Annotated in this window: 21 protein-coding genes and 2 pseudogenes; 13 read left to right on the plus strand and 10 right to left on the minus strand. The window is 60.4% G+C overall.

Features of this window, described 5'->3' with window-relative positions:
• The first annotated feature begins 174 nt into the window (after positions 1-174).
• Genes GJU48_RS09725 through GJU48_RS09750 form a run of 6 tightly spaced genes read left to right on the plus strand, consistent with a single transcriptional unit; the run spans position 175 to position 6,087 of the window.
• On the plus strand, positions 175-1,269 hold the full coding sequence (locus GJU48_RS09725) for an ABC transporter ATP-binding protein (RefSeq protein WP_094951505.1): 1,095 nt from the start codon (positions 175-177) through the stop codon (positions 1,267-1,269).
• Positions 1,269-2,366 carry an ABC transporter ATP-binding protein gene (locus tag GJU48_RS09730; RefSeq protein WP_094951504.1) on the plus strand — a complete coding sequence of 366 codons (1,098 nt, stop codon included), beginning with the start codon at positions 1,269-1,271 and terminating at the stop codon, positions 2,364-2,366. The genes GJU48_RS09725 and GJU48_RS09730 overlap by 1 nt, the downstream gene beginning before the upstream one ends.
• Positions 2,363-3,229 carry a carbohydrate ABC transporter permease gene (locus GJU48_RS09735; RefSeq protein ID WP_025858174.1) on the plus strand — a complete coding sequence of 289 codons (867 nt, stop codon included), beginning with the start codon at positions 2,363-2,365 and terminating at the stop codon, positions 3,227-3,229. Before GJU48_RS09730 ends, GJU48_RS09735 begins: the two co-directional genes overlap by 4 nt.
• A gap of 10 nt (positions 3,230-3,239) precedes the next feature.
• Positions 3,240-4,040: a carbohydrate ABC transporter permease gene (locus GJU48_RS09740; RefSeq protein ID WP_003232361.1), complete on the plus strand. Its 801-nt coding sequence runs from the start codon at positions 3,240-3,242 to the stop codon at positions 4,038-4,040.
• A gap of 10 nt (positions 4,041-4,050) precedes the next feature.
• Positions 4,051-4,323, plus strand: a complete 273-nt coding sequence (locus tag GJU48_RS09745; RefSeq protein WP_094951503.1) for a DUF2160 domain-containing protein — start codon at positions 4,051-4,053, stop codon at positions 4,321-4,323.
• A gap of 21 nt (positions 4,324-4,344) precedes the next feature.
• Entirely contained in the window at positions 4,345-6,087 is a 1,743-nt protein-coding gene (locus tag GJU48_RS09750) for an ABC transporter substrate-binding protein (RefSeq protein WP_094951502.1), read from the plus strand.
• Positions 6,088-6,229: 142 nt separating this feature from the next.
• Here the strand turns inward: GJU48_RS09750 and GJU48_RS09755 are convergent, their stop codons facing one another.
• A complete protein-coding gene (locus GJU48_RS09755) occupies positions 6,230-6,661 on the minus strand; it encodes a hypothetical protein (protein WP_094953608.1) in 432 nt (143 codons plus the stop codon).
• A gap of 332 nt (positions 6,662-6,993) precedes the next feature.
• Here GJU48_RS09755 and GJU48_RS09760 point away from each other — a divergent pair, with 332 nt between their 5' ends.
• The gene (locus tag GJU48_RS09760; protein ID WP_094953609.1) at positions 6,994-8,007 is read left to right on the plus strand and encodes an ABC transporter substrate-binding protein; all 1,014 of its coding nucleotides are present in this window, start codon (positions 6,994-6,996) and stop codon (positions 8,005-8,007) included.
• A 125-nt stretch (positions 8,008-8,132) separates the two neighbouring features.
• Here the strand turns inward: GJU48_RS09760 and GJU48_RS09765 are convergent, their stop codons facing one another.
• Positions 8,133-8,921, minus strand: coding sequence for an AraC family transcriptional regulator (locus GJU48_RS09765; protein ID WP_094953426.1), 789 nt, complete (start codon positions 8,919-8,921; stop codon positions 8,133-8,135).
• Between the two features lie 85 nt (positions 8,922-9,006).
• On the opposite strand from GJU48_RS09765, the gene GJU48_RS09770 reads away from it, so the two are divergent.
• The 3 genes from GJU48_RS09770 (at position 9,007) to GJU48_RS09780 (ending at position 11,751) form a co-directional block, all read left to right on the plus strand.
• On the plus strand, positions 9,007-10,005 hold the full coding sequence (locus GJU48_RS09770) for a bile acid:sodium symporter family protein (protein WP_094953425.1): 999 nt from the start codon (positions 9,007-9,009) through the stop codon (positions 10,003-10,005).
• Between the two features lie 87 nt (positions 10,006-10,092).
• Positions 10,093-10,455 carry a hypothetical protein gene (locus GJU48_RS09775; RefSeq protein WP_094953424.1) on the plus strand — a complete coding sequence of 121 codons (363 nt, stop codon included), beginning with the start codon at positions 10,093-10,095 and terminating at the stop codon, positions 10,453-10,455.
• Between the two features lie 111 nt (positions 10,456-10,566).
• Positions 10,567-11,751: a sugar transporter gene (locus GJU48_RS09780; RefSeq protein ID WP_094953423.1), complete on the plus strand. Its 1,185-nt coding sequence runs from the start codon at positions 10,567-10,569 to the stop codon at positions 11,749-11,751.
• 364 nt (positions 11,752-12,115) lie between these two features.
• Here GJU48_RS09780 and tal read toward each other — a convergent pair whose 3' ends face one another.
• The 3 genes from tal to GJU48_RS09795 all read right to left on the minus strand — a co-directional run bounded on the left by tal (position 12,116) and on the right by GJU48_RS09795 (position 14,646).
• Positions 12,116-13,039: a transaldolase gene (tal, locus tag GJU48_RS09785; RefSeq protein WP_094953421.1), complete on the minus strand. Its 924-nt coding sequence runs from the start codon at positions 13,037-13,039 to the stop codon at positions 12,116-12,118.
• Between the two features lie 194 nt (positions 13,040-13,233).
• Complete coding sequence (locus tag GJU48_RS09790; protein ID WP_155295971.1) at positions 13,234-13,554, minus strand: hypothetical protein; 321 nt, start codon at positions 13,552-13,554, stop codon at positions 13,234-13,236.
• A 147-nt stretch (positions 13,555-13,701) separates the two neighbouring features.
• Entirely contained in the window at positions 13,702-14,646 is a 945-nt protein-coding gene (locus tag GJU48_RS09795; protein WP_094953419.1) for an aliphatic sulfonate ABC transporter substrate-binding protein, read from the minus strand.
• Between the two features lie 207 nt (positions 14,647-14,853).
• Here GJU48_RS09795 and GJU48_RS09800 point away from each other — a divergent pair, with 207 nt between their 5' ends.
• Positions 14,854-16,185: an LLM class flavin-dependent oxidoreductase gene (locus GJU48_RS09800; RefSeq protein ID WP_094953418.1), complete on the plus strand. Its 1,332-nt coding sequence runs from the start codon at positions 14,854-14,856 to the stop codon at positions 16,183-16,185.
• A 346-nt stretch (positions 16,186-16,531) separates the two neighbouring features.
• On the opposite strand, the gene GJU48_RS09805 is transcribed toward GJU48_RS09800, so the two are convergent.
• Positions 16,532-17,074 (minus strand): thioesterase family protein, encoded by a 543-nt coding sequence (locus tag GJU48_RS09805; protein ID WP_094953417.1) that lies wholly within the window; start codon positions 17,072-17,074, stop codon positions 16,532-16,534.
• 109 nt (positions 17,075-17,183) lie between these two features.
• Between GJU48_RS09805 and GJU48_RS09810 the strand changes: the two genes are divergently transcribed.
• Positions 17,184-18,143, plus strand: a complete 960-nt coding sequence (locus GJU48_RS09810; RefSeq protein WP_094953416.1) for a GlxA family transcriptional regulator — start codon at positions 17,184-17,186, stop codon at positions 18,141-18,143.
• A 1-nt stretch (position 18,144) separates the two neighbouring features.
• Here GJU48_RS09810 and GJU48_RS09815 read toward each other — a convergent pair whose 3' ends face one another.
• Complete coding sequence (locus GJU48_RS09815) at positions 18,145-19,008, minus strand: LysR family transcriptional regulator (protein WP_094953415.1); 864 nt, start codon at positions 19,006-19,008, stop codon at positions 18,145-18,147.
• A 102-nt stretch (positions 19,009-19,110) separates the two neighbouring features.
• Here GJU48_RS09815 and GJU48_RS09820 point away from each other — a divergent pair, with 102 nt between their 5' ends.
• Entirely contained in the window at positions 19,111-20,109 is a 999-nt protein-coding gene (locus GJU48_RS09820) for a quinone oxidoreductase family protein (protein WP_094953414.1), read from the plus strand.
• A 62-nt stretch (positions 20,110-20,171) separates the two neighbouring features.
• Here GJU48_RS09820 and GJU48_RS09825 read toward each other — a convergent pair whose 3' ends face one another.
• From GJU48_RS09825 to GJU48_RS09840, 3 genes and pseudogenes are all read right to left on the minus strand, one after another.
• The gene (locus GJU48_RS09825) at positions 20,172-20,519 is read right to left on the minus strand and encodes a hypothetical protein (protein ID WP_094953413.1); all 348 of its coding nucleotides are present in this window, start codon (positions 20,517-20,519) and stop codon (positions 20,172-20,174) included.
• Between the two features lie 144 nt (positions 20,520-20,663).
• Positions 20,664-21,368 (minus strand): annotated as a pseudogene (locus GJU48_RS09830) (pirin family protein); the annotation flags it as partial.
• 18 nt (positions 21,369-21,386) lie between these two features.
• A pseudogene (locus tag GJU48_RS09840) lies at positions 21,387-26,466 on the minus strand (RHS repeat-associated core domain-containing protein); the annotation flags it as partial.
• Positions 26,467-26,616 lie beyond the last annotated feature (150 nt).

Here is a 26,616-nt window from a genome sequence, read left to right on the forward strand (position 1 = left end):
TGTTCATTGTCAACCCCGCGCCTGTTCAGTTGTTCAGCCAGGGGTGTTCACTCGTGTTCATGCCTGAACAGCGTATTTGACCCATCTCCTTACAGATCAACCACCTGCCAGTTCTGGCACGAAACTCGCTCTGCAGGGTTGCCAGATTCATTCCAATAATAAAAAGGGCGTGTCATGTCATTGACCCTGGAACATGTCTCCCGCGTCGTCGAAGGCCAAACCTGGATCGACGACGCCAACCTGCGTTTCGAAGCCGGTTCCTTCAACGTGTTGCTCGGCCGCACCCTGTCCGGCAAGACCAGCCTGATGCGCCTGATGGCTGGCCTGGACAAGCCCGACAGCGGCCGCATCCTGATGAATGGCGTGGACGTCACGCAAAAGCCGGTACGCCTGCGCAATGTGTCGATGGTCTACCAGCAGTTCATCAACTACCCGACCATGACCGTGTTCGAGAACATCGCCTCGCCGTTGCGCCAGGCCGGTGTGTCCAACGAGCTGATCCAGAGCAAAGTGCTGGAAACCGCGAAGATGCTGCGCATCGAGAAGTTCCTGCAGCGCCACCCGCTGGAGCTGTCGGGCGGCCAGCAGCAACGCACGGCCATGGCTCGTGCGCTGGTCAAAGACGCCGAACTGATCCTGTTCGACGAGCCGCTGGTGAACCTGGACTACAAACTGCGCGAAGAACTGCGTCAGGAAATGCGCGAACTGTTCAAGGCGCGCCATACCATTGCCATCTACGCCACCACCGAACCCAACGAAGCCCTGGCCCTGGGCGGCACCACCACCATCCTGCATGAAGGCCGTGTCATCCAGAGCGACAAGGCTGCCGAGGTGTACCACCAGCCACAGACGGTGCTGGCGGCCGAGCTGTTTTCCGAGCCGCCGATTAACCTGATGCCCGGACGTATCAGCGGCAATGAAGTGAGTTTCGCCAACTTTGTGCACTTCCCGCTCAACGTCGACCTGCGACCCATCGGCGAGGGCGAGTTCCGCTTTGGCGTGCGCCCCAGCCATATCAGCCTGGTGCCGAGCAACGACGATGACCTGGAGCTGGCCGTCACCGTGGAGGTGGCTGAGATCAGCGGCTCGGAAACTTTCCTGCACGTGCGCAGCGAGCATTTCCTGCTGGTGCTGCACCTGCCGGGCGTACACGAGTACGACGTCGACGCGCCGATCCGCGTGTATATCCCCACCCATAAACTCTTTGTGTTCGATGGCCAGGGCCGCTTGGTCCAGGCCCCTGGGCGCCGTGTTGCGAGGGTTGCCTGATGGCCGAGATCCATTTGCAGAACCTTGCCCACAGCTACAGCCCTACGCCGGCTGGCCCTGAGGACTACGCGATTCGGGAAATGAACCATGTGTGGGAGCAGGGCGGCGCCTACGCCTTGCTCGGGCCGTCGGGGTGCGGCAAGTCGACCTTGCTGAACATCATCTCCGGCCTGCTCAGCCCGTCGGAAGGCCAGGTGCTGTTCGACCATAAAGTGGTCAACGACCTGACTCCGGAAAAACGCAACATCGCCCAGGTGTTCCAGTTTCCGGTGGTGTACGACACCATGACCGTGTTCGATAATTTGGCCTTTCCGCTGCGCAACCAAGGCATGCCCGAGGCGAAAATTCACAGCAAGGTGCAGGAAATTGCCGAGGTCCTCGACCTGCAAAACCTGCTGAGCAAAAAGGCGCGCAACCTCACGGCCGATGAAAAACAGAAAGTCTCCATGGGCCGTGGCCTGGTACGCGACGACGTGTCGGCGATCCTGTTCGATGAACCGCTGACGGTGATCGACCCGCACCTGAAGTGGAAGCTGCGGCGCAAGCTCAAGCAGATCCACGAGCAGTTCAATATCACCATGGTCTACGTGACCCACGACCAGCTCGAAGCCTCGACCTTTGCCGACAAAATCGCGGTGATGTACGGCGGGCAGATCGTGCAGTTCGGTACGCCGCGCGAGTTGTTCGAGCGGCCCAGCCACACGTTTGTCGGCTATTTCATCGGCAGCCCGGGGATGAACCTGATCCAGGTGCAGGCCGAGGCGGGCGGGGTGCGTTTTGCCGGGACGCTGTTGCCCTTGTCCGAGGCGTTGCAGCAGCGCATCCGTGACACCGGCTACAAGAAACTGCAGGTGGGCATCCGCCCGGAATTTATCCACGTGTGGGACGAGTACAACCCTGACGCGCTGCAGGCCGACGTCACTCACGTCGAAGACCTTGGCACCTACAAAATCATGACCCTTAACCTCGACGGCGCGCCGTTGAAAGTGCGCCTGGCCGAAGACAAGCCGGTGCCCGAAGGCAAAGCCTCGATCAGCTTCCCCGCGCAATGGCTGATGGTCTACGCCGATGACTATCTGCTGGAGGTGCAGCCATGAACAAGGTGCAGAACAACAAGGCCTGGTGGCTGGTGTTGCCGGTGTTCCTGCTGGTGGCGTTCAGTGCGGTGATCCCGATGATGACCGTGGTCAACTACTCGGTGCAGGACATCTTCGACCAGTCCAGCCGCTACTTTGTCGGCGCCGACTGGTACAAGCAGGTCTTGCTCGACCCGCGTTTGCACGACTCCTTGCTGCGCCAGTTCATCTACTCGGCCTGCGTGCTGTTGATCGAAATCCCGCTGGGTATCGCCATCGCCCTGACCATGCCGACCAAGGGCCGCTGGTCGTCGCTGGTGCTGATTATTCTGGCGATTCCGCTGCTGATTCCGTGGAACGTGGTGGGCACCATCTGGCAGATCTTCGGCCGCGCCGACATTGGCTTGCTGGGTTACAGCCTCAACGCGTTGGGCATCAGCTACAACTACGCGGCCAACACCATGGACGCGTGGGTCACGGTGCTGGTGATGGACGTGTGGCACTGGACCTCGCTGGTGGCGCTGCTGTGCTACTCGGGGCTGCGGGCGATTCCGGATGTGTACTACCAGGCCGCGCGGATTGATCGTGCGTCCGCCTGGGCGGTGTTCCGACATATCCAGTTGCCGAAGATGAAAAGCGTGCTGCTGATCGCGGTGATGCTGCGCTTCATGGACAGTTTCATGATCTACACCGAGCCCTTCGTGCTCACCGGTGGCGGACCGGGTAACGCCACTACCTTTCTGAGTCAGACGCTGACCCAGATGGCTGTCGGCCAATTCGACCTGGGCCCAGCGGCGGCGTTTTCCCTGGTGTACTTCCTGATCATCCTGTTGGTGTCCTGGCTGTTCTACACCGCCATGACCCATTCCGACGCCAACCGCTGAGGCCGCCAACATGAGCAAACGCAAGCTAATACCCTTACTCATCTACATCCTGTTCCTGCTGGTGCCCATCTACTGGCTGTTGAACATGTCCTTCAAGAGCAACACTGAAATCCTCGGCGGGCTGACGTTGTTTCCGCAGGATTTCACCTTGGCCAACTACAAGGTGATCTTTACCGACCCGAGCTGGTACACCGGCTACCTCAACTCGCTGTACTACGTCAGCCTGAACACCGTGATTTCCCTGAGCGTGGCGCTGCCGGCGGCGTATGCCTTCTCGCGCTACCGTTTTCTGGGTGACAAGCACTTGTTCTTCTGGCTGCTGACCAACCGCATGGCGCCGCCGGCGGTATTCCTGCTGCCGTTTTTCCAGCTGTATTCGTCCATCGGGTTGTTTGATACCCACATCGCTGTGGCCCTGGCCCATTGCCTGTTCAACGTGCCGTTGGCGGTGTGGATCCTTGAAGGCTTCATGTCCGGGGTGCCCAAGGAAATCGACGAAACCGCCTACATCGACGGCTACTCGTTTCCCAAGTTTTTCGTGAAGATTTTTATTCCGCTGATCGGCTCCGGCATCGGTGTGACGGCGTTTTTCTGCTTCATGTTTTCCTGGGTCGAGCTGCTGCTGGCGCGCACCCTGACCTCGGTCAACGCCAAGCCCATCGCGGCGGTGATGACCCGCACGGTGTCAGCCTCAGGGATTGATTGGGGCGTTCTGGCGGCGGCGGGGGTGTTGACCATCCTGCCGGGCATGCTGGTGATCTGGTTTGTTCGCAACCACGTGGCCAAGGGCTTTGCCCTCGGCCGGGTCTGAGGAGTCGATGATGGAATGGATGGCCTGGACCACCCCCACCGCGTTGTTCTTTGGCGGTATTGCCCTGTTGCTGGTGGGCATGACCACGTGGGAATTGCGCTCGCCGAGCATCCCGCGGCGCGGCGTGTTGCCGATCAGCACCACCCGTGGTGATCGTTTGTTTATCGGTCTTCTCGGCAGCGCTTACCTGCATTTATTGGTGATCGGCGTTACCGACTGGAGCATCTGGGCGGCGTCCGCGCTGTCTGTGGTGTGGCTGTTGAGTGTGATGCGTTGGGGCTAGACATGTCTACAGGAGGTCTCTATGTTGAATAAAAACAATAAGCTGCGACATAGCATTTCATTGGCCGCCGTACTGGCCCTCAGCGGTTTGAGCGCCACGGCCTGGGCCGATGCGTATGAAGATGCGGCGAAAAAATGGATCGGCAGCGAGTTCAAACCGTCCACCCTCACCGAAGCCCAACAGCTCGAAGAGTTGAAGTGGTTTATCAAGGCGGCCGAGCCGTTCCGTGGGATGAAGATCAACGTGGTGTCGGAAACCCTCACCACCCACGAGTACGAGTCCAAGGTGCTGGCCAAGGCCTTCAGCGAAATCACTGGGATCAAGCTGACCCACGACCTGCTGCAGGAAGGCGACGTGGTGGAAAAGCTGCAAACCCAGATGCAGTCCGACAAGAACATTTATGACGGCTGGGTCAACGATTCCGACTTGATCGGTACGCACTTTCGCTATGGCAAGACCGAGTCGATTACCGACCTGATGGCCAACGAAGGCAAAGACTTCACCTTGCCGACCCTGGATATCAAAGACTTTATCGGCATCTCCTTCACCACCGCGCCGGACGGCAAGATCTACCAGCTGCCCGACCAGCAATTTGCCAACCTCTATTGGTTCCGCGCCGATTGGTTTGAGCGCCCGGAGCTGAAAGCCAAGTTCAAGGAAAAATACGGTTACGAACTCGGCGTCCCGGTGAACTGGTCGGCCTATGAAGACATTGCCAAATTCTTCAGCGAAGACGTCAAGGAAATCGACGGCAAACGCATCTACGGGCACATGGACTACGGCAAAAAAGACCCGTCCCTCGGCTGGCGCTTCACCGATGCCTGGTTCTCCATGGCCGGTGGCGGCGACAAAGGCCTGCCCAACGGCTTGCCGGTGGACGAGTGGGGCATTCGTGTGGAGGACTGCCACCCGGTGGGCTCCAGCGTGACCCGTGGCGGCGACACCAACGGCCCGGCCGCCGTATTCGCTACGCAGAAATACGTGGACTGGATGAAAGCCTACGCACCACCTGAGGCGGCGGGCATGACCTTCTCCGAATCCGGCCCGGTGCCGTCCCAGGGCAACATCGCCCAGCAGATCTTCTGGTACACCGCGTTTACCGCCGACATGACCAAGCCTGGCCTGCCGGTGGTGAACGCCGACGGCACGCCGAAATGGCGCATGGCCCCCTCGCCGGTCGGGCCTTATTGGGAAAAGGGCATGAAGAAGGGCTATCAGGACGTGGGTTCCTGGACTTTCCTCAAATCCACCCCCGAGAAGCAGAAACTCGCGGCCTGGCTTTACGCGCAGTTCGTGACCTCGAAAACCGTGTCGCTGAAGAAAACCATCGTTGGCCTCACGCCGATTCGTGAGTCCGATATCAACTCCCAGGCCATGACCGACCTGGCGCCCAAACTTGGTGGCTTGGTGGAGTTCTACCGCAGCCCGGCGCGGGTCGAGTGGACGCCGACCGGCACCAACGTGCCGGACTATCCACGCCTGGCGCAGCTGTGGTGGAGCAACATCGCGGCGGCTGCCAGCGGCGAGAAAACCCCGCAGCAGGCGTTGGATAACCTGGCCAAGGAACAGGACGCGATCATGACGCGCCTGGAGCGCTCTAAAGTGCAGCCGGTGTGTGGCCCGAAAATGAACCCCGAGCGTGATGCTCAGTACTGGTTCGACCAGCCGGGCGCGCCGAAGCCGAAACTGGCCAATGAGAAGCCTAAAGGCGAGACCGTGGCTTACAGCGATTTGCTCAAGTCGTGGGAGGCGGCGCGTAAGTAAACGCGTTGGGCGGTAGTACAAAGCGGCACTTAGGTGCCGCTTCGAATGTGGGGAGCTGGCTTGCCTGAGATGGCAATCTGTCAGTCAGTAGATCGCAGGCAAGCCAGCTTCCGCAGTAAATGGCGGCGATCTCGCAATCAGCTCAGCTCAGGGCTTGTGGCTGGATCTGCAATACGCCGTCGACATCCTTGGCCAACCCACTGGCCAGCAGCAGTGGCGCCAGGCGCTGGTGCAACTGCGGCTCCACAAACTCTTTCACCGTGTCCAACGCCAGCACACCACTGAGCGGCAACTCGGTCTTGGTGTACGACAGCCACGCCTGCTTGAGCTTCATCAACACATCGCTGCCCGCGGTCGAGGCGAAGCGACGGTGGGTCGGTTTGCCGTCGAAGTTGAACGTGTGCTGGAACGCGTAGCCGGTTTCATCGCCGTTGCTGGCGGCGCAACGTACACAGGTGCAGGGGCCGTCGCCGAACGCGCTGCGCAGGTAGGTGTTGAAGTCCACCACGGGCTTGAGTGACAGGCGCTTATCCACCTCGAACAAGTCCCCGGTCATTTTATCGTCAGTGTTCAACGTCCATTTCCTCGCAGGTCGGCAGGTGTATTTCAAAGCGCGGCACAATAACAGCCACACGGCATTTTGGGGATAATTTGCATAACAATAGATCCCGATATTCTTTTCCTGTCTTAAACATCGCCGCTAGGCTTCATCACCTTCTCGAAAGCGCGGCAGACCTCCATGATCCATTTCCTCGCAGGTCGGCAGGTGTATTTCAAAGCGCGGCACAATAACAGCCACACGGCATTTTGGGGATAATTTGCATAACAATAGATCCCGATATTCTTTTCCTGTCTTAAACATCGCCGCTAGGCTTCATCACCTTCTCGAAAGCGCGGCAGACCTCCATGATATTCAAGCGTTCCTCCCTGACCCTTTTAGCCGCGTCGCTGGCCGCCGCCAGCGCCTTGCTCAGCCCCGGCGCCCAGGCCGAAGGCAAGATCAGCATTGCCCAGCAATTCGGCATCGGCTACCTGATCCTCGACGTGGTGCGCGACCAGCACCTGATCGAGAAACACGGCAAGGAGCAGGGCCTGGATATCACGGTGCAATGGAACAGCATTTCCGGCGCCACTGCGATGAATGAATCGCTGCTGGCTGGCGCCTTGGACGTGGTCTCGGCCGGTGTGCCGCCGATGCTCACGCTGTGGGACCGTACCAAGGGCAAGCAGAACGTCAAGGCCATTGCTTCCTTGGGCTCGATGCCCAACTACCTGCTGACCAACAACCCTAACGTGAAGACGCTCAAGGACTTCACCGAGAAAGACCGCATCGCCGTGCCCGCCGCCGGCGTGGGTTTCCAGTCGCGCACCTTGCAGATCGAGACCGCCAAGCAGTTCGGCGCTGCCAACTTCAAGAAGTTCGACGATATTTCCATCAGCCTGGCCCACCCCGACGCCACGGCAGCGTTGATTGCCGGTGGTTCGGAGATCAATTCGCACTTCTCCAGCCCGCCATTCCAGTACCAGGAATTGCTCAACCCGAATGTGCACAAGGTACTCAGTTCCTACGACGTTCTCGGTGGGCAGGCGACGTTCAACGTGCTCTACACCACACAGAAATTCCATGATGAAAACCCCAAAACCTATAAGGCGTTCTACGCCGCGCTGGCTGAGGCCGAGAAGATCATCAAGGCCGACAAGCCTGCGGCGGCCAAGGCGTATATCCGCGTAGAGGAATCCAAGCTGCCGTTGGACCTGGTGGAGAAAATCGTCCAGGACCCGGAAATCGACTTCACCATCGTGCCGCAACGTACCTACATCTATGCCGAGAAGTTGCAGGAGCTGGGCGTGTTGAAGAACAAGGCGGGGAGCTGGAAGGATTACTTCTTTGAAGAGGCACATGGCGGGGATGGCAGCTGATCTCAGATACGCACACACAATGTGGGGGCTGGCTGCCTGCGATGAGGTCAGCTGACATATTTCCAGCTGACCCACCGCTATCGCAGGCAAACCAGCTCCCACCTTTGATCCTCATCGCCCGAGCATCAGCGAAAGAACTCCCCCGGTGTTGCATCAAACTGCTGACGAAACGCTGCGATAAACGCCGACGTCGACTCATACCCACACCCCAGCGCCACATCCGTGACCCGCTCACCTTGTTCCAGCGCCGGCAGGGCACTCAGCAGCCGCAGCCGCTGGCGCCATGCGCGGAACGTCAGCCCGGTATCACTTAGGAACAACCGGCTGAGCGTCTTCTCACTCACCCCCAGCTTGCGGCTCCAGTCTCCCAAGGTCGTGTGCTGTTCCGGGTGCAGATTCAGGCTGCGATAGATCTGCCGCAACCGCACGTCGTGGGGCAACGGCAGCATCAAGTCCACCTGGGGCGCAGCCGCCAGCTGGTCCAGCACCACCTGGGCCAGACGCCCATCGGGCCCATCCTCGGTGTATTCCACCGGCAGCTCGCTGAAGCTGCGGATCAACTCGCGCAACAAACTGCTCACCTCCAGCACCTGGCAACGCTCGGCCGCCCACGCGGTGACGCTGCAATCGAGGTACAGGCTGCGCATTTCCGTGTGTGGCGAACTGAACACTCGGTGCGGCACGCCCGCCGGGATCCACACCGCGCGCTGGGGCGGGGCGACGAAGCGGCCGACGCTGGTCTGGATCTCCAGCACCCCGGAAATCGCGTAAGACAACTGCACCCACGGGTGGCTGTGCCGGCGGGTCAGCGCACGATTGGGCAACGATTCGGTGCGCCCATACACCGGCCGTGGCAGGCTTGAAAGCCCGGGCACACTGCGCCGCACGGTCTTGTCATGTCCTTTAGGCGGCATTTACTGGCTCATTGGCGTTAGTCGGTAATAAGCCGTTACGTTAGAGTCGCAGCGATGCTCTTGGCAACCCCTGGAAGATTTGCTTATGACCCGCCCGCGTTTTTTGCCCGATAACTTCACACTGATCCTGATCGCCACGGTGATCCTCGCTTCATTGCTGCCCGCCAGCGGCCAGACCGCCGTGGCCTTTGGCTGGGTGACGAACTTGGCTATTGCGCTGCTGTTTTTCCTGCACGGCGCCAAGCTGTCGCGCCAGGCCATCGTCGCCGGTGCCGGGCACTGGCGCCTGCACCTGCTGGTGTTCAGCTTGACCTTTGTGCTGTTCCCCCTGCTGGGCCTGGCGCTCAAGCCGTTGTTGTCGCCGCTGATCGGCAAAGACCTGTACATGGGCATGCTCTACCTCTGCGCGTTGCCGGCCACGGTGCAATCGGCGATTGCCTTCACCTCATTGGCGCGCGGCAATATCCCGGCGGCGATCTGCAGCGCAGCGGCCTCCAGCCTGTTCGGCATCTTCCTCACGCCGTTGCTGGTGGCCCTGCTGCTCAATGTGCACGGTGACGCGGGCTCGACCGTCGACGCGATCTTGAAAATCAGCGTGCAGCTGTTGCTGCCGTTTGTTGCCGGGCAAATTGCCCGTCGTTGGATCGGCGAGTGGGTGGGCCGCAACAAATCCTGGCTGAAATTCGTCGATCAGGGCTCGATCCTGCTGGTGGTCTACGGCGCGTTCAGCGAAGCGGTCAACGAAGGCATCTGGCACCAGATCCCGCTGTGGGAGCTGGGCGGCTTGGTGGTCGCGTGCTGCGTGTTGCTGGCGCTGGTGCTGGTGGCGTCCGCGGTGCTGGGCAAGGCCTTTGGCTTTAACCAGGAAGACCGCATCACCATCTTGTTTTGCGGCTCGAAGAAAAGCCTCGCCACCGGTGTGCCGATGGCCCAGGTGCTGTTTGCCGGCGCGACCATGGGCGTGTTGATTCTGCCACTGATGCTGTTTCACCAGATCCAGTTGATGGTGTGTGCGGCGCTGGCACAGCGCTACGCCAAGCGGCCGGAAAGCATCCCCGAGATGATGGGGCAGGTGGATCCGTGATCTAGGTCACACCCTTGGCCGAATCCCCTCAAGTTAACGCCTGCCCAGACGACTACCCTTATTGAGAGCCCAATAAGGAGTGTCGGCATGAACGTTAAAGGTATTTCGGTATTTACCGGCCTGTTTTGCCTCTGGGCAGGTGCCTGTGCTGCGGCACAGACAGTGGGGCAGGGCACCATTTATTTCACTGGCGCCATCGTGGAACCTGGGTGTGCGACAAATGCGCGCAGCGGCGCGGTGATGGAACTGAACGGGTGCGCCATTTCCAACCGGGGCAGCCGCTTCGATGTGAGCAATGTGTCGCCGGTGGCCAGCGTCAATGCCGCCCATGTCAAGCTGGTGGCAGACAGCGGCAACGGGCGCTATTACGACCAGCGCTATCTGCTGGTGGACAGCGCCGGCAAGCCGATCCAGTCGGGCAACTACGTGATCACCATGACCTCGCCCTAAACCTCAGCGCGACGATCCGCGTCAACAGCGTGGCCAGAAACCTATAGAATGCTCGGCGGCGGCGCTGTTCTGCGTGGCCGTAGGATCATCGCCAGAGTACCTCGCCCGCCAATGAGCATTTCAGCCGCAACCCCCCAAGCCAACTGGCAACCGGTCATCGCCCTCGCGTTGGCCGCATTTGTATTCAATACCACCGAATTCGTACCGGTCGGCCTGCTCAGCGCCATCGGCGCCAGCTTCGACATGCCCATCGCCAGCGTCGGCCTGATGCTCACCATCTATGCCTGGATCGTGTCGCTGACCTCGCTGCCGGTGATGCTGCTGACGCGTAACGTCGAGCGGCGCAAGTTGCTGATCGTGTTGTTCGGCTTGTTTATCGCCAGCCATATCCTCTCCAGCGTCGCCACCAGCTTCGGCTTGCTGATGGTCAGCCGCATCGGTATTGCCTTGTCCCATGCGCTGTTCTGGTCGATCACGGCCTCCTTGGCCGTGCGCTTGGCGCCGCAAGGCAAGCAAGTGCAAGCCCTCGGCCTGCTGGCCACCGGCACGTCCCTGGCGATGGTCTTGGGCATTCCGCTGGGCCGCTTGCTCGGTGAAGCCATGGGTTGGCGCACCACGTTCCTGGTGATCGCCGCGTTCGCCGCCGCCCTGGTGTTCTGGTTGGCGCGCACTTTACCGGCGCTGCCGAGCCAGAACTCCGGCTCGCTGCGCAGCCTGCCGATGCTGTTCAAACGCCCGGCACTGGTGGCGCTCTACGTGCTCACCGCCATGGTGGTGACTGCGCAATTCACGGCCTACAGCTACATCGAACCCTTTGTCGAAGGCGTTGCCGGCCTGAGTGGCAATGTGGTGACCCTGTTTCTACTGGTGTTCGGCGGCGCGGGCATCATCGGCTCGCTGCTGTTCAGCCTCGTGCACCGCTTCAACCCGCACCTCTTCGTGGTCAGCGCGGTGTTCCTGCTCGCCGCGTGCCTGGCGCTGATGCTGCCCTTGAGCGGCGCCGAGTCATACCTCGTCGGCCTGAGCGTGTTCTGGGGCATGGCGATCATGGGCTTTGGCCTGGCCATGCAATCTAAGGTTCTGGTGCTGGCACCGGACGCCACCGACGTGGCCATGGCGATGTTCTCCGGCATCTACAACATCGGCATCGGCGGCGGCGCCCTGATGGGCAGCTGGGTCGGCAGCCACTTCGGCTTCGCCTGGATCGGCGCGGCAGGTGGGGCGCTGGCGGCGGTGGCGTTGATTGGGTATTGCCTGGCGATTCATCGGTATGGGCAGGGTGTGGCGCGTAGCTGACGCGAAAAATAGGCACAGATTAAAGACAATTCCTACAGGGCGTTTTGTTGCCCATTGCTACCGTCGCGCCGGGCCTGCCACATCCCGTGGTGACGGCAATTGCCACGACCTTGAACAAGAGGCGTGGCACTTGGAATGCAATGGAGTCGATTGTGCAAAAACGTTTGACCGCAGAGTTTCTAGGTACCTTCTGTGGACGGGCAAGCGGCCTGGCTCAAGCAGCGGCGCAGGTGCGGGTCACGGGTGAGTTGCCTGAGTGACGCCTACATGCAACGGATTGGCATGTTGCGCGGGTTTATTGAAGAGCGGGTGATGACGAAGGGGCCGTTCTGAGCGCCCTCGCCACACGGGTCATGGTGCGCTGTTAAAGCGCAGCCAACACCGCCTCCAACTTCTCCTGATCCCGCGCAAACTGTCGAATGCCTTCCGCCAGTTTCTCTGTGGCCATCGCATCTTCATTCGACGCCCAACGGAACTGCGCTTCGGTCAATTGCTGACGCGCTTCGCCTTCGGCGCCCGGCAGCAGTTTGCGTTCCAGGGGGCCGTTATCCTCATCGAGTTTTTGCAGCAAGTCGGGGCTGATGGTCAGGCGGTCGCAACCGGCCAGCTCTTCGATCTGGCTGAGGGTGCGAAAGCTCGCGCCCATCACTACCGTCTCAATGGCGTTGGCCTTGTAGTAGTTGTAGATGCGCGTTACCGACTGCACGCCCGGGTCATCAACGCCGGTGTAGTCCAGGCCGGTGTTTTTGCGGTACCAGTCGTAGATGCGGCCCACGAACGGCGAGATCAAAAACACCCCCGCATCGGCGCAGGCCACGGCCTGGGCGAAGGAGAACAGCAAGGTGAGGTTGGTCTGGATGCCAGCCTTTTCCAGGCGTTCGGCGGTGCGGATGCCTTCCCAGGTGGAGGCCAGCTTGATCAGCACGCGGTCGCGGCTGATGCCGGCCTGGTCGTACAGGGCGATTAATTGGTTGGCTTTGGCCCACAGCGCGTCTTCATCGAAGGACAGGCGCGCGTCGACTTCGGTGGAGATGCGCCCCGGAATCACCTTCAAAATGCCGGCACCCACCGACACCGCAAAGTGATCGCAGGCCAGGCCCACGTCGCCTTTGGACAGGTTCACGGCATTGCGCAGCAGCTCGGCGTATTCCGGGATGGCGGCGGCTTTAAGCAGCAACGACGGGTTGGTGGTGGCGTCCACCGGGCGCAGGCGGCTGATGGCTTCGAGGTCGCCGGTGTCGCAGACCACGGTGGTGAATTGCTTGAGTTGTTCGAGCTTGGACGTCATGAGCGGCGGCCTCCAGGAAGGGTGGGCAAGGGCACCTGTTGTACCACTTCCTGGACGGCTTGTTTACCCGCTCGCTAATCCGTCAAGCCTCTGGAAAGCCGACTTTGTGTGGTCAGCGGTTCTGCAACAGTTGCACATCCAAGCGGCGAGACACTCGGTGGCATCGGCAATGTAGCGCGCGTGGATGGCGAAAATCATGCTCGGTGACCTGATCGCAAGGAGAGAAAGCCCTTTTTGCGGCCACCCGGTAGGGTTGCCAAATGAGCTTTTTCTCCTTCCATGATCATTCGCGACGCAAAGGGACGACCGGCAGGAGGAGGCGGCGGCGAGATTGTGTCATCAATGTATTTCTTCGCGCTAGCTAACGTGTCTTTGGTTATGCTGTTTCTCTTTCCAGTAGGGCTTATGGTGGTGTAAGCCTTGACCTGATCAACCAGGTTGTTATTGCTGTCGTAACGGCCCCCCGTTAGCCCTTCTTCAATTTGATAACCTTTGTAAGTTTCGACGATTGCCATGGGATGCTCCTTGCATGATGGGTTTACCACGACAGCCTAAAAAGACTCGCAGGGGGCGTCTACTGTGATAATTGACAGGTAATCAGAACAATTGGCGATAGGTTTTATAACCAGTCGCGCTTGAAGAATGAGGCCTGTCGATAGACCTCAGGGCTTCCAAGTCTGCACATCCTTGGCATCCACTGCCTTGGGCAACAACCCGGCCTTGAAGAATGCGTCCGCGATCTTCTGCTGTTCCCCCAACTGGTCGACCGTCACCGGTTTCACCTGATAACTGCGGTGCGCATTGGCGGCTTCAACCGTGGCCACGTCCAGGTTGCCCCACAGCGGGCCGAGCACTTTCGCCGCGTCCTGCGGGTTGGTTTTCACCCACTGGCCGGCTTTTTCCAATTGCGCATACACCACCTTCAACACCTCGGGGTGCGCCTTGGCGTAGGGCGTGCCGGTCAAGTAATAACGCTTGTAGCTGGCGAGGCCGGCGCCGTCCGCCAGGGTGCGGGTCGGCAGTTGACGCTGCACGCTGGTGAGGAAGGGTTCCCAGGTGACCCAGGCGTCAACCTTGTTGTTTTCGAAGGCCGCGCGGCCATCTGCCGGCGACAGGTAGGCCGGCTCGATATCCGAGAACGCCAAACCTGCTTTGGCCAGCGCGGCGATCAGTAAATAGTGAGTGCCGGCGGCCTTGGTGACCGCGATTTTCTTGCCTTTCAAATCCGCCAACTGCTGGATCGGCGAGTCCTTGCGCACCACGATGGCCTGGGCTGAAGGCGAGGGCGCTTCCTGGGCGAAGTAGGTGAGTTTGGCTTGGGCGGCCTGAGCGAAGATCGGCACGGTGTCGGCCACGTCGGCGCTGATGTCGACGTTGCCCACGTTCAGCGCTTCGAGCAGCGGCAAGCCGCTGGGAAACTCGTGCCAGCTCACGCCAATATTGTCGGCCTTGAGGGCTTTTTCCAGGGTGCCCTGGGTTTTCAGCAGAGTGATCAGGGTTGAGGATTTCTGGTAACCGATGCGCACGGTTTCCTGGGCCTCAGCACTGGCCGCGATCGAAAAAGCCAACAACCCGAGGACAACAACGAGGGGGCAGCGAATAGACATGGCGCGCTCGATATTCAGCGAAATATGGCCAAGCTTAAAGTTCTAAAAAGCATTCGATAAATACTCTTTCGGTCTGAGCTTAGGGCGCTTTTACTGCGTTTCGATGAATGGGGCATATCCATAGAATTATATCGTTCTTTCATAATGCCTAATTATCAATATAACTTTTAAGGCTGAATCTTTTAAGTCTCCCTGCTAAGGCCTTCCATGACCACGAGCCGCCAAATCCACCTATCGGCGTTCCTGTTGAGCGGCCCCGTGGTGCACAGCCACGCCGTGTGGCGCCACCCTGAAACCGTGGGCAATTACCTCGACCCCGACTACTACTCACGCATCGCCAAGGTGGTGGAAGAGGGCCTGTTCGACTTCCTGTTCTTCGCCGACCGCCTGGCCGTCGGCGACCAAATGGGCGGCTCCCGTGAGTTCGCCTTGCGCTACGGCGCCCAGGACGCCACGCGCCTGGACCCGTTGCCGATTCTGTCTTATCTGGTAGGCCAGACCCGCAAGCTGGGCCTGGGCGCGACGCGCTCCACCACCTACTACGAACCGGCACATATCGCCCGCGAGTTTGCCACCCTCGACCACCTGTCCAAGGGCCGCGCGGCATGGAACATTGTCACCTCGATGAACGACAGCGAAGGGCGCCTGTTCGGTAAGGACAAGCACCTGGAACACGACCTGCGCTACGACCGCGCCGATGAGTTTGTGGACGTCGCGCTGAAACTCTGGAACAGCTGGGGCAAGGACGCGCTCAAGCTGGACCGCGAGCGTGGCGTGCTCGCCGACCCGGCGTTGATTACGTCGGTGCAGCACCACGGCGAGTGGTTCAAGGTTGAAGGGCCGCTGAATATTCCGCGCACGCCCCAGGGCCGGCCGGTGCTGATCCAGGCGGGTTCGTCCGGGCGCGGTCGGCGGTTTGGTGCGCGCTGGGCCGAAGCGATTTTCACCATTCACCCGCACTTGGCGGCCATGCGCGCCTTTCGCGATGACGTGCGCGCCCAAGTGGTGCAGCAAGGGCGCGATGCCGACAGCTGCAAGGTGCTGACGGCGGTGATGCCGTTTATTGGCGGCAGCGAGGCCGAAGCGCGGGCCAAGCGCGACCAGCACAACGCCCTGGCGCGGCCCGAGTTGGGGCTGGTCACACTGGCTTCGCAACTCAATGTGGACCTGTCGCCATTCCCGCTGTCGGCCACCTTGGCCCAGATCGCCCAGTCGCCGCTGATCCATGCGGCGGCTGCCGAAAAACTGCTGATGCAAGGCCCGCAAACCACTCTGGAACAACTTGGCCGACTGTTCGCCAGCAGCGTGCGCGTGCCACAACTGGTGGGCACCGGGGCGCAGATCGCCGACCAGTTGGCGCAGCTGTTCGAGCAGGGCGGGTGCGATGGGTTTGTGATTTCACCGGGCTATTTGCCGGGGTCGTTTACCGAATTTGTCGAAAGTGTGATTCCGCATTTGCAGCGCAAAGGGTTGTTTCGCACCGCGTATGAAGGCTCGACGCTGCGCGAGCATCTGGGGCTGGCCGATCTGCAGGCCTGAACCCCCTCTTTGTCGCAAGCGGGGCTGTTGTCGCAAGCGGGCTTGCCCCGCGTTGGGGCGCGAAGCGGCCCTTAAACCTGACACCGCGCTCTATCAGTAAGCGCGCAGTGGCCTCTATGCCGCTTCGCCGCTTGGGGCTGGCCGATCTGCAGGCCTGAACCCCCTCTTTGTCGCAAGCGGGGCTGTTGTCGCAAGCGGGCTTGCCCCGCGTTGGGGCGCGAAGCGGCCCTTAAACCTGACACCGCGCTCTATCAGTAAGCGCGCAGTGGCCTCTATTGGAGCCGCTTCGCCGCTCAGATGGGTTGGAGCCGGTCAGTGCCGGGCAGTCCGCGTCAGCGCCTTGACTTCAAACCTGCTCCTCTTCCCGCAACTGCACACTCATATCATCACAGCTCTTTGCCCAGTCGCTGAGCCACTGCGGCATAGCCGGTGACGCCTCGACCAAGCCCAGCTCCCGCACAAAATCTGCTGGGGGCAGGGTGCCTTTGGCTGAACGAAATAGCCCGCGCATCACCACCACCCCAACCACCCGGCCTTTGCTGACGAAACGGTGCTCCATCAGGCTCCACTTGTGGTCCCAACCAAGCATGCGGGTGTGTACCTCAAACGCTTCGAACAGCTTCAGCTCGCGGCGAAACTTGCCCCAGGTATCGCCCACGATCGGCAGCGCCTTATTACGCAGGGCCACGCGAAACGCGCCGGTGCGCAGTACAAAATCCATCCGCGCAACGTCCGCCAGCGAGAAATACCGGCCGTTGGTGACATGCCGGTTGATATCCAGGTCCAGCGGCCACACCCGCATGCGCACCACGGTGGTGTCCAGGCCATGGGCGGGCTTGCGCCAGGGGCGACGGGACAGCATGAACAGCAATCGAAACCAGAGATTCATAAACGCGCCAGGCAGTTGATCAGTGGCAGCACTGTAAGGGCGTGGAATCGGCTAAGGTAGGTGCGCAAATGACTTATTACATGCGAAAAGCGCAAAGGGGCGCTCCTTTATGCACATTACCTTGCTCCTGGTCGATCAATGTTCTGCCGCCAGCACCACCCTGGCGCTGGAGATGCTCAGCGCTGCCAACCTGTTTGCTGACACGCCTCAGTTTGAAATCGTGGTCGCGTCCCTCGACGGCCAGGCCGTAGACGCTTGGGGCGGGCAGCGCTTGCAGGTAGCGTGCTCGACCGCGCAGGTCCGCCAGACCGACTTGATCCTGGTCCCCGGCTTTCTGTTTACCCTCAAACAAGCCTTGCCGACTTTTCCCGCATACGCGCCTTGGTTGCGCGAGCAGCATGCTCAGGGAGCTGTGTTGGCGTCGATGTGCACGGCGGCGTTTTTGCTGGCGGAGAGCGGCCTGTTGCGCGGCCTGCGCGCCACCACCCACTGGGCGTTTGCTGAGTTGTTCCGACGGCGTTACGCAGACGTGGTCCTGGAAGACGCGCAGATTCTCTGCGAAGAAAGCCGTGTGATTACGTGCGGTGGCGCCAGTGCGGCGATGGACCTGATGCTGCACCTGATCCGCCGCTTCGGTTCACCGGAGCTGGCGCATACCTGTGGCAAATATTTGTTGATCGACAACGTGCGTACCGAGCAGTCGGTGTACGCCATGTGGTCGTTGCCCAAGAGCCACGGCGACGGTGAGATCCTACGGGTGCAGCATTGGCTGGAGCAGCAGTTTGCCCAAGCGCTGGTGATTGATGATGTGGCCCGGCGTTTTGGTTTTGGCGTACGCAATTTCAAGCGGCGGTTCAAGAAGGCGACTGGCTACACGCCAATCGCCTATGTGCAAACCCTGCGCCTGGAGCGCGCCAAGCAGATGCTCGAGTCGACGCGCATGACCCTTGAAAGCATCACCTATGCGGTCGGGTATGAAGACAGCAATTCGTTTCGCCGCCTGTTCCAACAACGCGTAGGGATGCTGCCGGCGGCATATCGCAAGAAATTCCTCGCCACGTCGTACTGATTCAACGCCGCAACTGCGCCTCACCTTCGATGCACGCCACCAGAAACTCCATCACCACTTTCACCGATGGCGAGCGGCGTATATCGGGGTACACCGTCAGCCAGATATCGCGCATCGGCCCGTCGCTGGCTGTCGGCAATCGTGCCAGCAACGGGTCGTGATCGCCTACCAGCGTTGGCAATACCACCGCGCCGACATGCGCGCGGGCGGCCATTTGCTGGGTGATCAGGTCGCTGGCGGCAAACACGATCGGGCGTTGGCCGCGCAGTTGGTGCAGCCACGCCTGTTGCGGCAGGTGATCGCGGCTGTTGTCGTAGGCGATGAATGTCCATTGGCTGGCAGGCAGCGGGTGGAATGCCGGCGCGGCATACAGACCGAAGCGCACCACGCCGACTTTGCGGCGCACCAGTGCCTCTTCGTCGGGGCGCACGGTGCGCAAGGCGATATCGGCTTCGCCCTTGTCCAGCGCGGCCAGTTGCGTGGAGGGCATTAGCACCAGGTTCAACTGCGGGTAGTCGGCGCGCAGCCTGGCGACGTGGGGCGCGATGCAGTGGTTGGCGATGGACGGCGGGCAGCTGACCCGCACCGTGCCGGCCAGTTCGATGGAGGCGACCCGTGACAAGCGCAGCACCTCGGTGGCCATCTCGCCCATGCCTGCCGCGACTTGGGCCAGCGCCAGGCCTTGGGCGGTGAGCGGCCGGCTGCGTGGCAGGCGGTCGACGAGCTTCACGCCCAAGGCCTTTTCCAGGGCGTCGACCCGCCGCCCGACGGTGGCGTGTTCCACCTGCAACTCGCGAGCGGCCGCCGACAGCGACTGGGTGCGGGCCAAAACGGTGAAGTAATACAGATCCTGCCAATCGAACATCGGGTTATTTCCGCACAGAGCCTGGGAGATATTCGGGAATTTTCCAACCGAAGAAGTCCTTTTACCATGGCCGCTTCCCAGTGCAAACGGAGTTGTTCCCCGATGAAAGCCATTACCCTGCAAGCCTACGGCGGTCCCGAAGTCTCCCAATTGCGCCACGACGTTGCCAAACCCCAGGTCACGGCGGGGCATGTGTTGGTCAAAGTGGCCTGCGCCGGGATCAATTTCATGGACATTCATACGCGCCAAGGCAAGTACGCCAACTCGGCGACGTACCCGGTGCGCCTGCCGTGCACCTTGGGCATGGAAGGCGCCGGTGTGGTGGTGGAAGTCGGCCCGGGCGTGAGCCATCTGGCCGTCGGCGACCGCGTGGCCTGGTGCATTGCCTGGGGCGCCTATGCCGAGTACGCCAATGTGCCCGCCGACAAAATTGCGCAGATTCCCAGCGAGATCAGCTTCGATCAAGCCGCTGCGGCGATGTTCCAGGGCTGCACGGCGCACTACCTGATTGACGACGTGGCCCGGTTGCACGCGGGCAGCACCTGCCTGGTGCACGCAGCGTCCGGCAGCATTGGGCAATTACTGGTGCAAATGGCGCGGCGGTTGGGGGCCACGGTGTTTACCACCGGCAGTACCGAGGAGAAATGTGCGATTGCCCTGCAGCGCGGTGCACACCAGGCCTGGACGTATGACCGGTTTGCCGATCAGGTCCTGCAAGCCACAGGCGGGCAAGGGGTGGACGTGGTGTTTGATTCGCTGGGTAAGAACACCTTGCGCGAAAGTTTGCGCGCCTGTCGCACACGTGGGTTGATCGTTAATTACGGCAACGTGTCCGGCTCGCTGACCGACCTGGACCCGATTGAGTTGGGCGAGGCGGGTTCATTGTTTCTAACCCGGCCCCGGCTGGCCGATCACATGATCGATGGCGCAACTGTGCAACGGCGCGCCAATGCGGTATTCGCGGCGATGCTGGAGGGATCACTGAGCGTCGCGATCGAGGGCCATTACACCCTGGAGACGGTGCAGCATGTCCATGCGCGCATCGAAGCGCGGCAACAGATCGGCAAGGCAGTGCTGTGGGTAGACCGCGACCTGCGCTGAATCCTGGACGAAAAAAACCGGCTGATCAGGCCGGTTTGGGGTGCCCCGCGAACACGGCGGGGTTATGCGTTGTTGCCTTGCAGACGATCCGCACCGCCTTCAGCCAGGCCACGTTCTTGCAGACGATCGGCACCGCCTTCGGCCAGGCCACGTTCTTGCAGACGATCGGCACCGCCTTCGGCCAGGCCACGTTCTTGCAGACGATCGGCACCGCCTTCGGCCAGGCCACGTTCTTGCAGACGATCGGCACCACCTTCAGCAACACGACGTTCCAGCAGACGGTCAGAACCACCTTCTGCTACGTGGTTACCTTGCAGGCGATCCGCGCCGCCTTCAGCGACAACCGGGTGAGCAAAAGCGTTTGCAGCGAGTACCGAGAAAGCGAGGCTAAGCAAGAGTTGGCGTTTCATGGTGGTGTGCTCCGAGTGTTCTAGTGGGGTGCCGTTTGGCATGGGTTTGATGGTACGCGTTGGATTTTTTAAGAGAACTTCATTGCGCTGATGGTGACTATCGATGCCAGCGATAGCCCGTTTTGCGAGCTATCGTGGCGACGGTCATGGCATCTGCGGCAGTTCCTGAGGGCGCAGGTCGAATACCAGCACCTCGGCATTCTCGCCATGGCTCAGGCGGATCTGCCGTTCATTGCGCACCCGGGCGCCGTCGCCTTCCTGCAAGCGCTGGCCGTTGACTTCAACGCTGCCCCGGGCCACGTGGATGTACACGTGGCGGTCGGGCGGCAGGTCCAGGGTCGCGGTTTCGTCGCCGTTGAACAGCCCGGCATACACCCGTGCATCCTGGCGAACACTCAGTGAGCCTTCGGCGCCGTCCGGCGAGATGATCAACTGCAAGCGCCCACGTTTCTGCGCCACGCTGAAGTGCTCCTGCTGATAGCGTGGCTCGGCGCCGACCACATTCGGCACAATCCAGATTTGCAGGAAGTGCACGCCCAGGCTCTGGCTGTGGTTGAACTCGCTGTGGGCCACGCCGCTGCCGGCGCTCATCAGTTGTACATCGCCGGGGCGAATCACCGAACCGGTGCCCAGGGTGTCCTTGTGTTCCAGGGCGCCGTCGAGCACGTAGGAGAAAATCTCCATGTCCCGGTGCGGGTGCTGGCCGAAGCCTTTACCGGCCGCGACGCGGTCATCGTTGATCACCAACAGGTCGGAAAACCCCTGTTCCTTGGGGTTCCAGTAACTGGCGAACGAGAAGGTGTGGAACGACTTCAACCAACCGTGATTGGCGGCGCCGCGTTCCGAGGCTTATTGAAGGGGGTCGACGTTTGAGCCAGGGCACCCTCCAACCTTGCAACTTAATCCCAGCGGATCCACCCATCCCGTAGGATTGGGCGCGTACTGGTACGCGTTGATCCCACCCGCCAGCTTCACCGGGTCGGGAGTCAGGTAACGACCAATATCTGGATTGTAGTAGCGATGGCGGTTGTAGTGCAGCCCGCTTTCTTGGTCGAAGTATTGGCCTTGGAAGCGCAGCGGGTTGTCGATTTTATTGATGTCTAGGCGAGCAATTTCACCGTAGGCGCGGTAGTGCGCGGACCAGACGATTTCGCCGTCAGGTGCCGTGAGTTCTTGCGGGGTGCCAAGGTGGTCGAGTTGGTAGTGGAAGGGCTGGGTGTCTTTTGGACCAAAGCCTTCCAGCAGTGCCAGCGGACGGAAGCTCTCCGGTTCGTAGATGTAACTGCGATGGCGATCTGCGTGATGCTCCGCGATCAGCTTGTCGCCTTGCCAGAAAAACTCCGTGGTTATGTCATCAACGGTTTTGCTGATGCGCCGACCAAACGGGTCATAGCGGTAGCTGGCGGTTTTGCCGTTGGGCTGAGTGATGCCAATCAACCGATGCTGACAGTCGTAGCGGTACTCGGTGACGAGCTGATGGCCCTTACCGCGCCTTTGGCGGATGAGGTTGCCAAAGGCGTCATAGTCATAATGATGATCGCCTTGGATCACTAATCGGTTACCCGCAACGATGTCCGGGCCCGGGCGGTCTTGGTTCAATCCCTTGTGCATTTGTTCGATCACTCCTTCCGTCTATCAACGTCTACGTCGGAATTAAATCGCCAGGTTCCGCCAGCAACAGGTTGAGGGCAGTCATGCGGAGTACATGCCAAACCCTGCGGATCTACCCATCCCGTAGGGTTGGGCGCGTACTGGTACGCGTTGATCCCGCCCGCCAGCTTCACCGGGTCGGGCGTGAGGTAGCGACCAATATCTGGATTGTAGTAGCGATGGCGGTTGTAGTGCAGGCCGCTTTCCGGGTCGAAGTATTGGCCCTGGAAACGTAGCGGATTGTCGATCTTGTTTATGTCGAGGCGGCTGATTTGGCCGTAGGCGCGGTAATGCGCTGACCAGACGATTTCGCCGTTGGGGGCGGTGAGTTCCTGCGGGGTGCCGAGGTGGTCGAGTTGGTAGTGGAAGGGTTGGGTGTCTTGCGGGCCAAAGCCTGCCAGCAGTGCCAGCGGACGGAAGCTGTCTGGTTCGTAGATGTAACTGCGATGGCGATCTGCGTGATGCTCCGCGATCAGTTTGTCGCCTTGCCAGAAAAACTCCGTGGTGATGCCGTCGACGGTTTTGCTGATCCGCCGACCAAACGGGTCGTAGCAGTAGCTGGCGGTTTGGCCGTTAGGTTGGGTAATGCCGATCAACCGATGCTGACAGTCGTAGCGGTACTCGGTGACGAGTTGGTGTCCCTTGCCGCGTCTTTGGCGGATCAGGTTGCCAAAGGCGTCATAGTCGTAATGATGATCGCCCTGGATCATCAACCGATTCCCCGCCACGATGTCCGGGCCGGGGCGGTCTTGCATTAGCAGGTTGCCCGCCGGGTCATGGCCGAAGCGTTCCTGCACGTCTTGCGAGTGGTCGGCCCTAGTCAGGCGGGCGAGGGGGTCGTAGTGGTAGTGGTGTTCACCTTTGCGAGTGTCTAGCAGGCGGGTCAGGTTGCCGGTTTTGTCGTAGTCGTAGTGGCGGCGGTAGAGGTCATGGTTTTCTTGAGTCACCGCGTGGGCGTGCAGGCGGTTTTGCTCGTCGTAGTGGTAATGACTGAGGAGCTGGCCTTGTTGGCGTTGATGCTCGCGGCCGGTTTTGAATAGGTGGGAGGTTAGCAGCGCACCATTTAACTCGACGGTGGCGAGGTGGCCGCCTTTGTCGTGGTTGAAGGTGAGACGATTGTTGTCCGGCAGGCGCAGGTTTTTCAGCTGGCCGCAGGCGTCGTAGCCGTAGCGCAAGGTGCCCCAGCCTTGGTGTTCGGCGGTGAGGCGGTTTTGCGGGTTGTATTCGTAGGCTAGCGCCCAGTGGCCGTCGTCGACGCTGAGGAGGTTGCCCTGCGGTCGTAGGCATAGTCAACAACACGCCGTCGGGAGGGTTTTTCGTACGAGGCGGCCGGAAGGGTCGCGCTCGTAACGGGTAAGAAGCTGACTGCCGTCGTCGCCGTGTTCGGTCTTTTCCAGCAGGTTGCCGTTGAGGTCGTAGACGTAGGCCGTGCGCTGGCCGTCAAAGCCGATTTCTTGCTGGATCAGCCCGTTGAGGTGGTAATCAAGCTGGTAGGTTTCGCCAACTTCATTTTCGATCTCTGTCAGCAGCAACCGGGCGTTGTCGTAGCGGTATTTGACCTGGGTGCCGTCAGAATTAATGCGCCGGCTTATCAGGTGCAGGCCGTCGGCGTATTCGTAGCGGGTGACGTGGCCGAGTTCATCGCGTTCGGCGGTGATTTTTCCGTAGGGGTTGTAGCTGTATTCCCGCGTTGCGCCGTCTGGAAGTAGGACGCGAATCAACCGACCTACACCGTCCCGTTGATACTGGGTCAGGGCGCCATGTTCGTCCTCAAGTGCAGTCTGTCGCCCAAGATCGTCATAGCGATACCGCTTGATACCGCCATTCGGCAGTTGTTCTTCAACGAGCTGCCCACGCTCATTCCAAACCAGCCGGTGACAACCGTTATCTGGGTACCAAACCCCAATCAGTTGCCCGTGTTTGTTGTACGTATAGTCCGTAACGTGGCCATCAGGATCCGTCTTACGCGTGACGTCGCCCTGGTCATTACGCTCATATTTCCAAACCGCTTCACCACGCCGTACGACCCGTACGAACCCGTTGTCATACTCGTAGGAAGTCGGCTCATCCTCCCCAGGAAACAGCGCCACCAAACGCCCGGCTTCGTCGTATTGATACGCCGTCACCGCCCCGAGCGGGTCCTGCTCAACCGTCAGCCGGCCCTTGGCGTCATAGGATTTGAAATGCTCAGCGCCGTCCGGATCAATGCGCTGCACCAGCCGCGCCCGCTGGTCATGGACATAAACTTCCTGGCTACCATCGCGTTGTGAACCGTAACCTTGCCGCCGTCCTCCCACGCATACCGCGTGTCCATCTGTGAAAAGCTGGCCCAATGCCGAACACACCGCGCCGCCTTACCAGCCCGTTCCCACTCCCAAAAGAAACTCGCCCCACCGGCCAACTGCCGCTCAAGAATGACGTGCTGATCGTCGTACCGATAAACCTCACTTTCGCCTACAGCGTTAGTCGCTGAAACCAGTCGTCCAGCTTCGTCATAGCTGTAGGAAACGACGTTCTGCTCAGTCACCCATACGTAGGGTTCATACCCTTTGGCGCGATGAACCTGATAGTCAACGGCAACAATGCGACCCAGCTCGTAGCGCAGAAACAGCGACCGACCCGCACCGTTATCCAGCCGCTCAATCCGACCGGAACGATCACGAGCAATACGCAGCCGGTTGTCATACGCATCGCTGATCGCCGTCAGTACACCGTCGCGAAAGTGATAAAACCGTGACGCCTGAGCCAGCACCAACTCATCAGGCAGCGACCCCAAGTAAATCGCCGCCTCGGCCAAGCTATTGGTGATCGCCGGTCGAGCCACCGTGGGCAAGGGCAGGGCAGTAGACCGGTTCTCATGATCCGTCCAAACCACCGAATCACCGTCCACCACCAACCGCTGCGCCAGCGAGTGACTCCAACCAAACCCCAACCCACAATCCACTTCCACCGCACTGGTGCGGTACAACCGGGTCCACTCAAACGGCAAAATCCCATCCAACGTGCCATCGGTAAGGGTCAGCAACTCCTCCCCAGTCACCATCGACACCGGGCAGCCATTGGTGGCCGTTTTATCCGCAGGCGCCGCCGCATCTCCCTGCGGATTCTTCGCAGCGACAGGCACATCATCGACATGTTCCTGGCGCACCAACGCTGTTTGCTGAGTCTTCTTACGAACCGCAGGCACCGGGTTTGAGACCAACTGATCCCCTGCCTTCAACGGCACAACCGGCACCGTCTTGATCGGCGTCGCCGCACTGCCCACCAGCAACGGCTTCACCACCTCGGCATGCGGCTCCAACCTGGGCATCACCAGCTTTTTAGCCAGCAACTCCAACAAATCCCGCGTCCGTCCAGACTTGATATGCCCAAGCACCTGCGTACCCAGGCGCACCGCCACACCCATTCCCGCCGTTGCCCAAATCAGCAGCAGGTTGATCAATACCTCGCCAGTGATCTCCCCCATCAACTCATTCATTTCTGGCGGCGGCAGCATGCGCATCCAGCTGACCATCGCCGACACATAAATGAACAGCAGTGGCTCATCGCTAAGCACCAGCAGGCCGTTGGCGATCGCGTCGTTGCCGAGCTTCAGCAGCTCATCAAGTTCGGTTTGGGAGATGTAGTGCAGCAACTTCTCGCTGTTGGGCTTGATGTCCGCCAACAGGTCATACAACTGCGTGATGTTGTCCCACAGCCCGTAAAGTGCTTTGCCCATGCCACTGAGAAACGCCGCTTCCAGCATCCTGCGCCGGTCCAGCGGGGTAGCGTCCGTATAGTTTTTCCACTGCGCCTTAAACGTGCTGTTCCATTCGTCGCGCAGGCGCGCTTCCAGCTCCGCGATCACCGACTGATAAGACGCATACAGCGCCTTGACGTGATCCTTGGAAACGTTGGGGTAGAAACTGATTCGGTACTGCTGGTTGCGATCACACTCGGTGATTTCGAGAATGCCGCTGGGGCCGATGGTCTTGTGGATCGGCTCGCCCAATGGCCCGCCGTTGGGGTCGACGCGTTGCAGTATCACCGGCGTGTCACCGATGGGCACAAACCGCGCGCTCTGGAACATGTGCACCAGGGTCAATGTGCCATTGGCCTGGCAGGTGGCGACGGTGCTGCTGGGAAAAATGGAGCGGTTGATGGGCGCGACCAGCGCCACTTCATTGCCAACCTTGAACACCTGTTCTACATCCAGCGCCGAAAAGCTCCAGAAGCTCGAAGCCCAGTCGTCAAAGGTGTTCAGGCAGTTGCGAAAGTCACGCAAGACGCTTTCAACGTCCGGCGCTTTGGCATCCATGGGCGTCAGGGCCAGCCGGCCAATGGCCGGGTTCAAATGACAGCCCCATAGGGCCAGGCATTAACGGAGAAGTACATCGGCGGTCCCTCGCACTGAACAGTCAGGCGAGAGACTTTGAAGGGGTTTGTCAGGTAAATATGTCGGCGTTAT

This window comes from Pseudomonas sp. IB20, assembly GCF_009707325.1.
In the GTDB taxonomy this organism is placed as follows: Bacteria; Pseudomonadota; Gammaproteobacteria; order Pseudomonadales; family Pseudomonadaceae; genus Aquipseudomonas.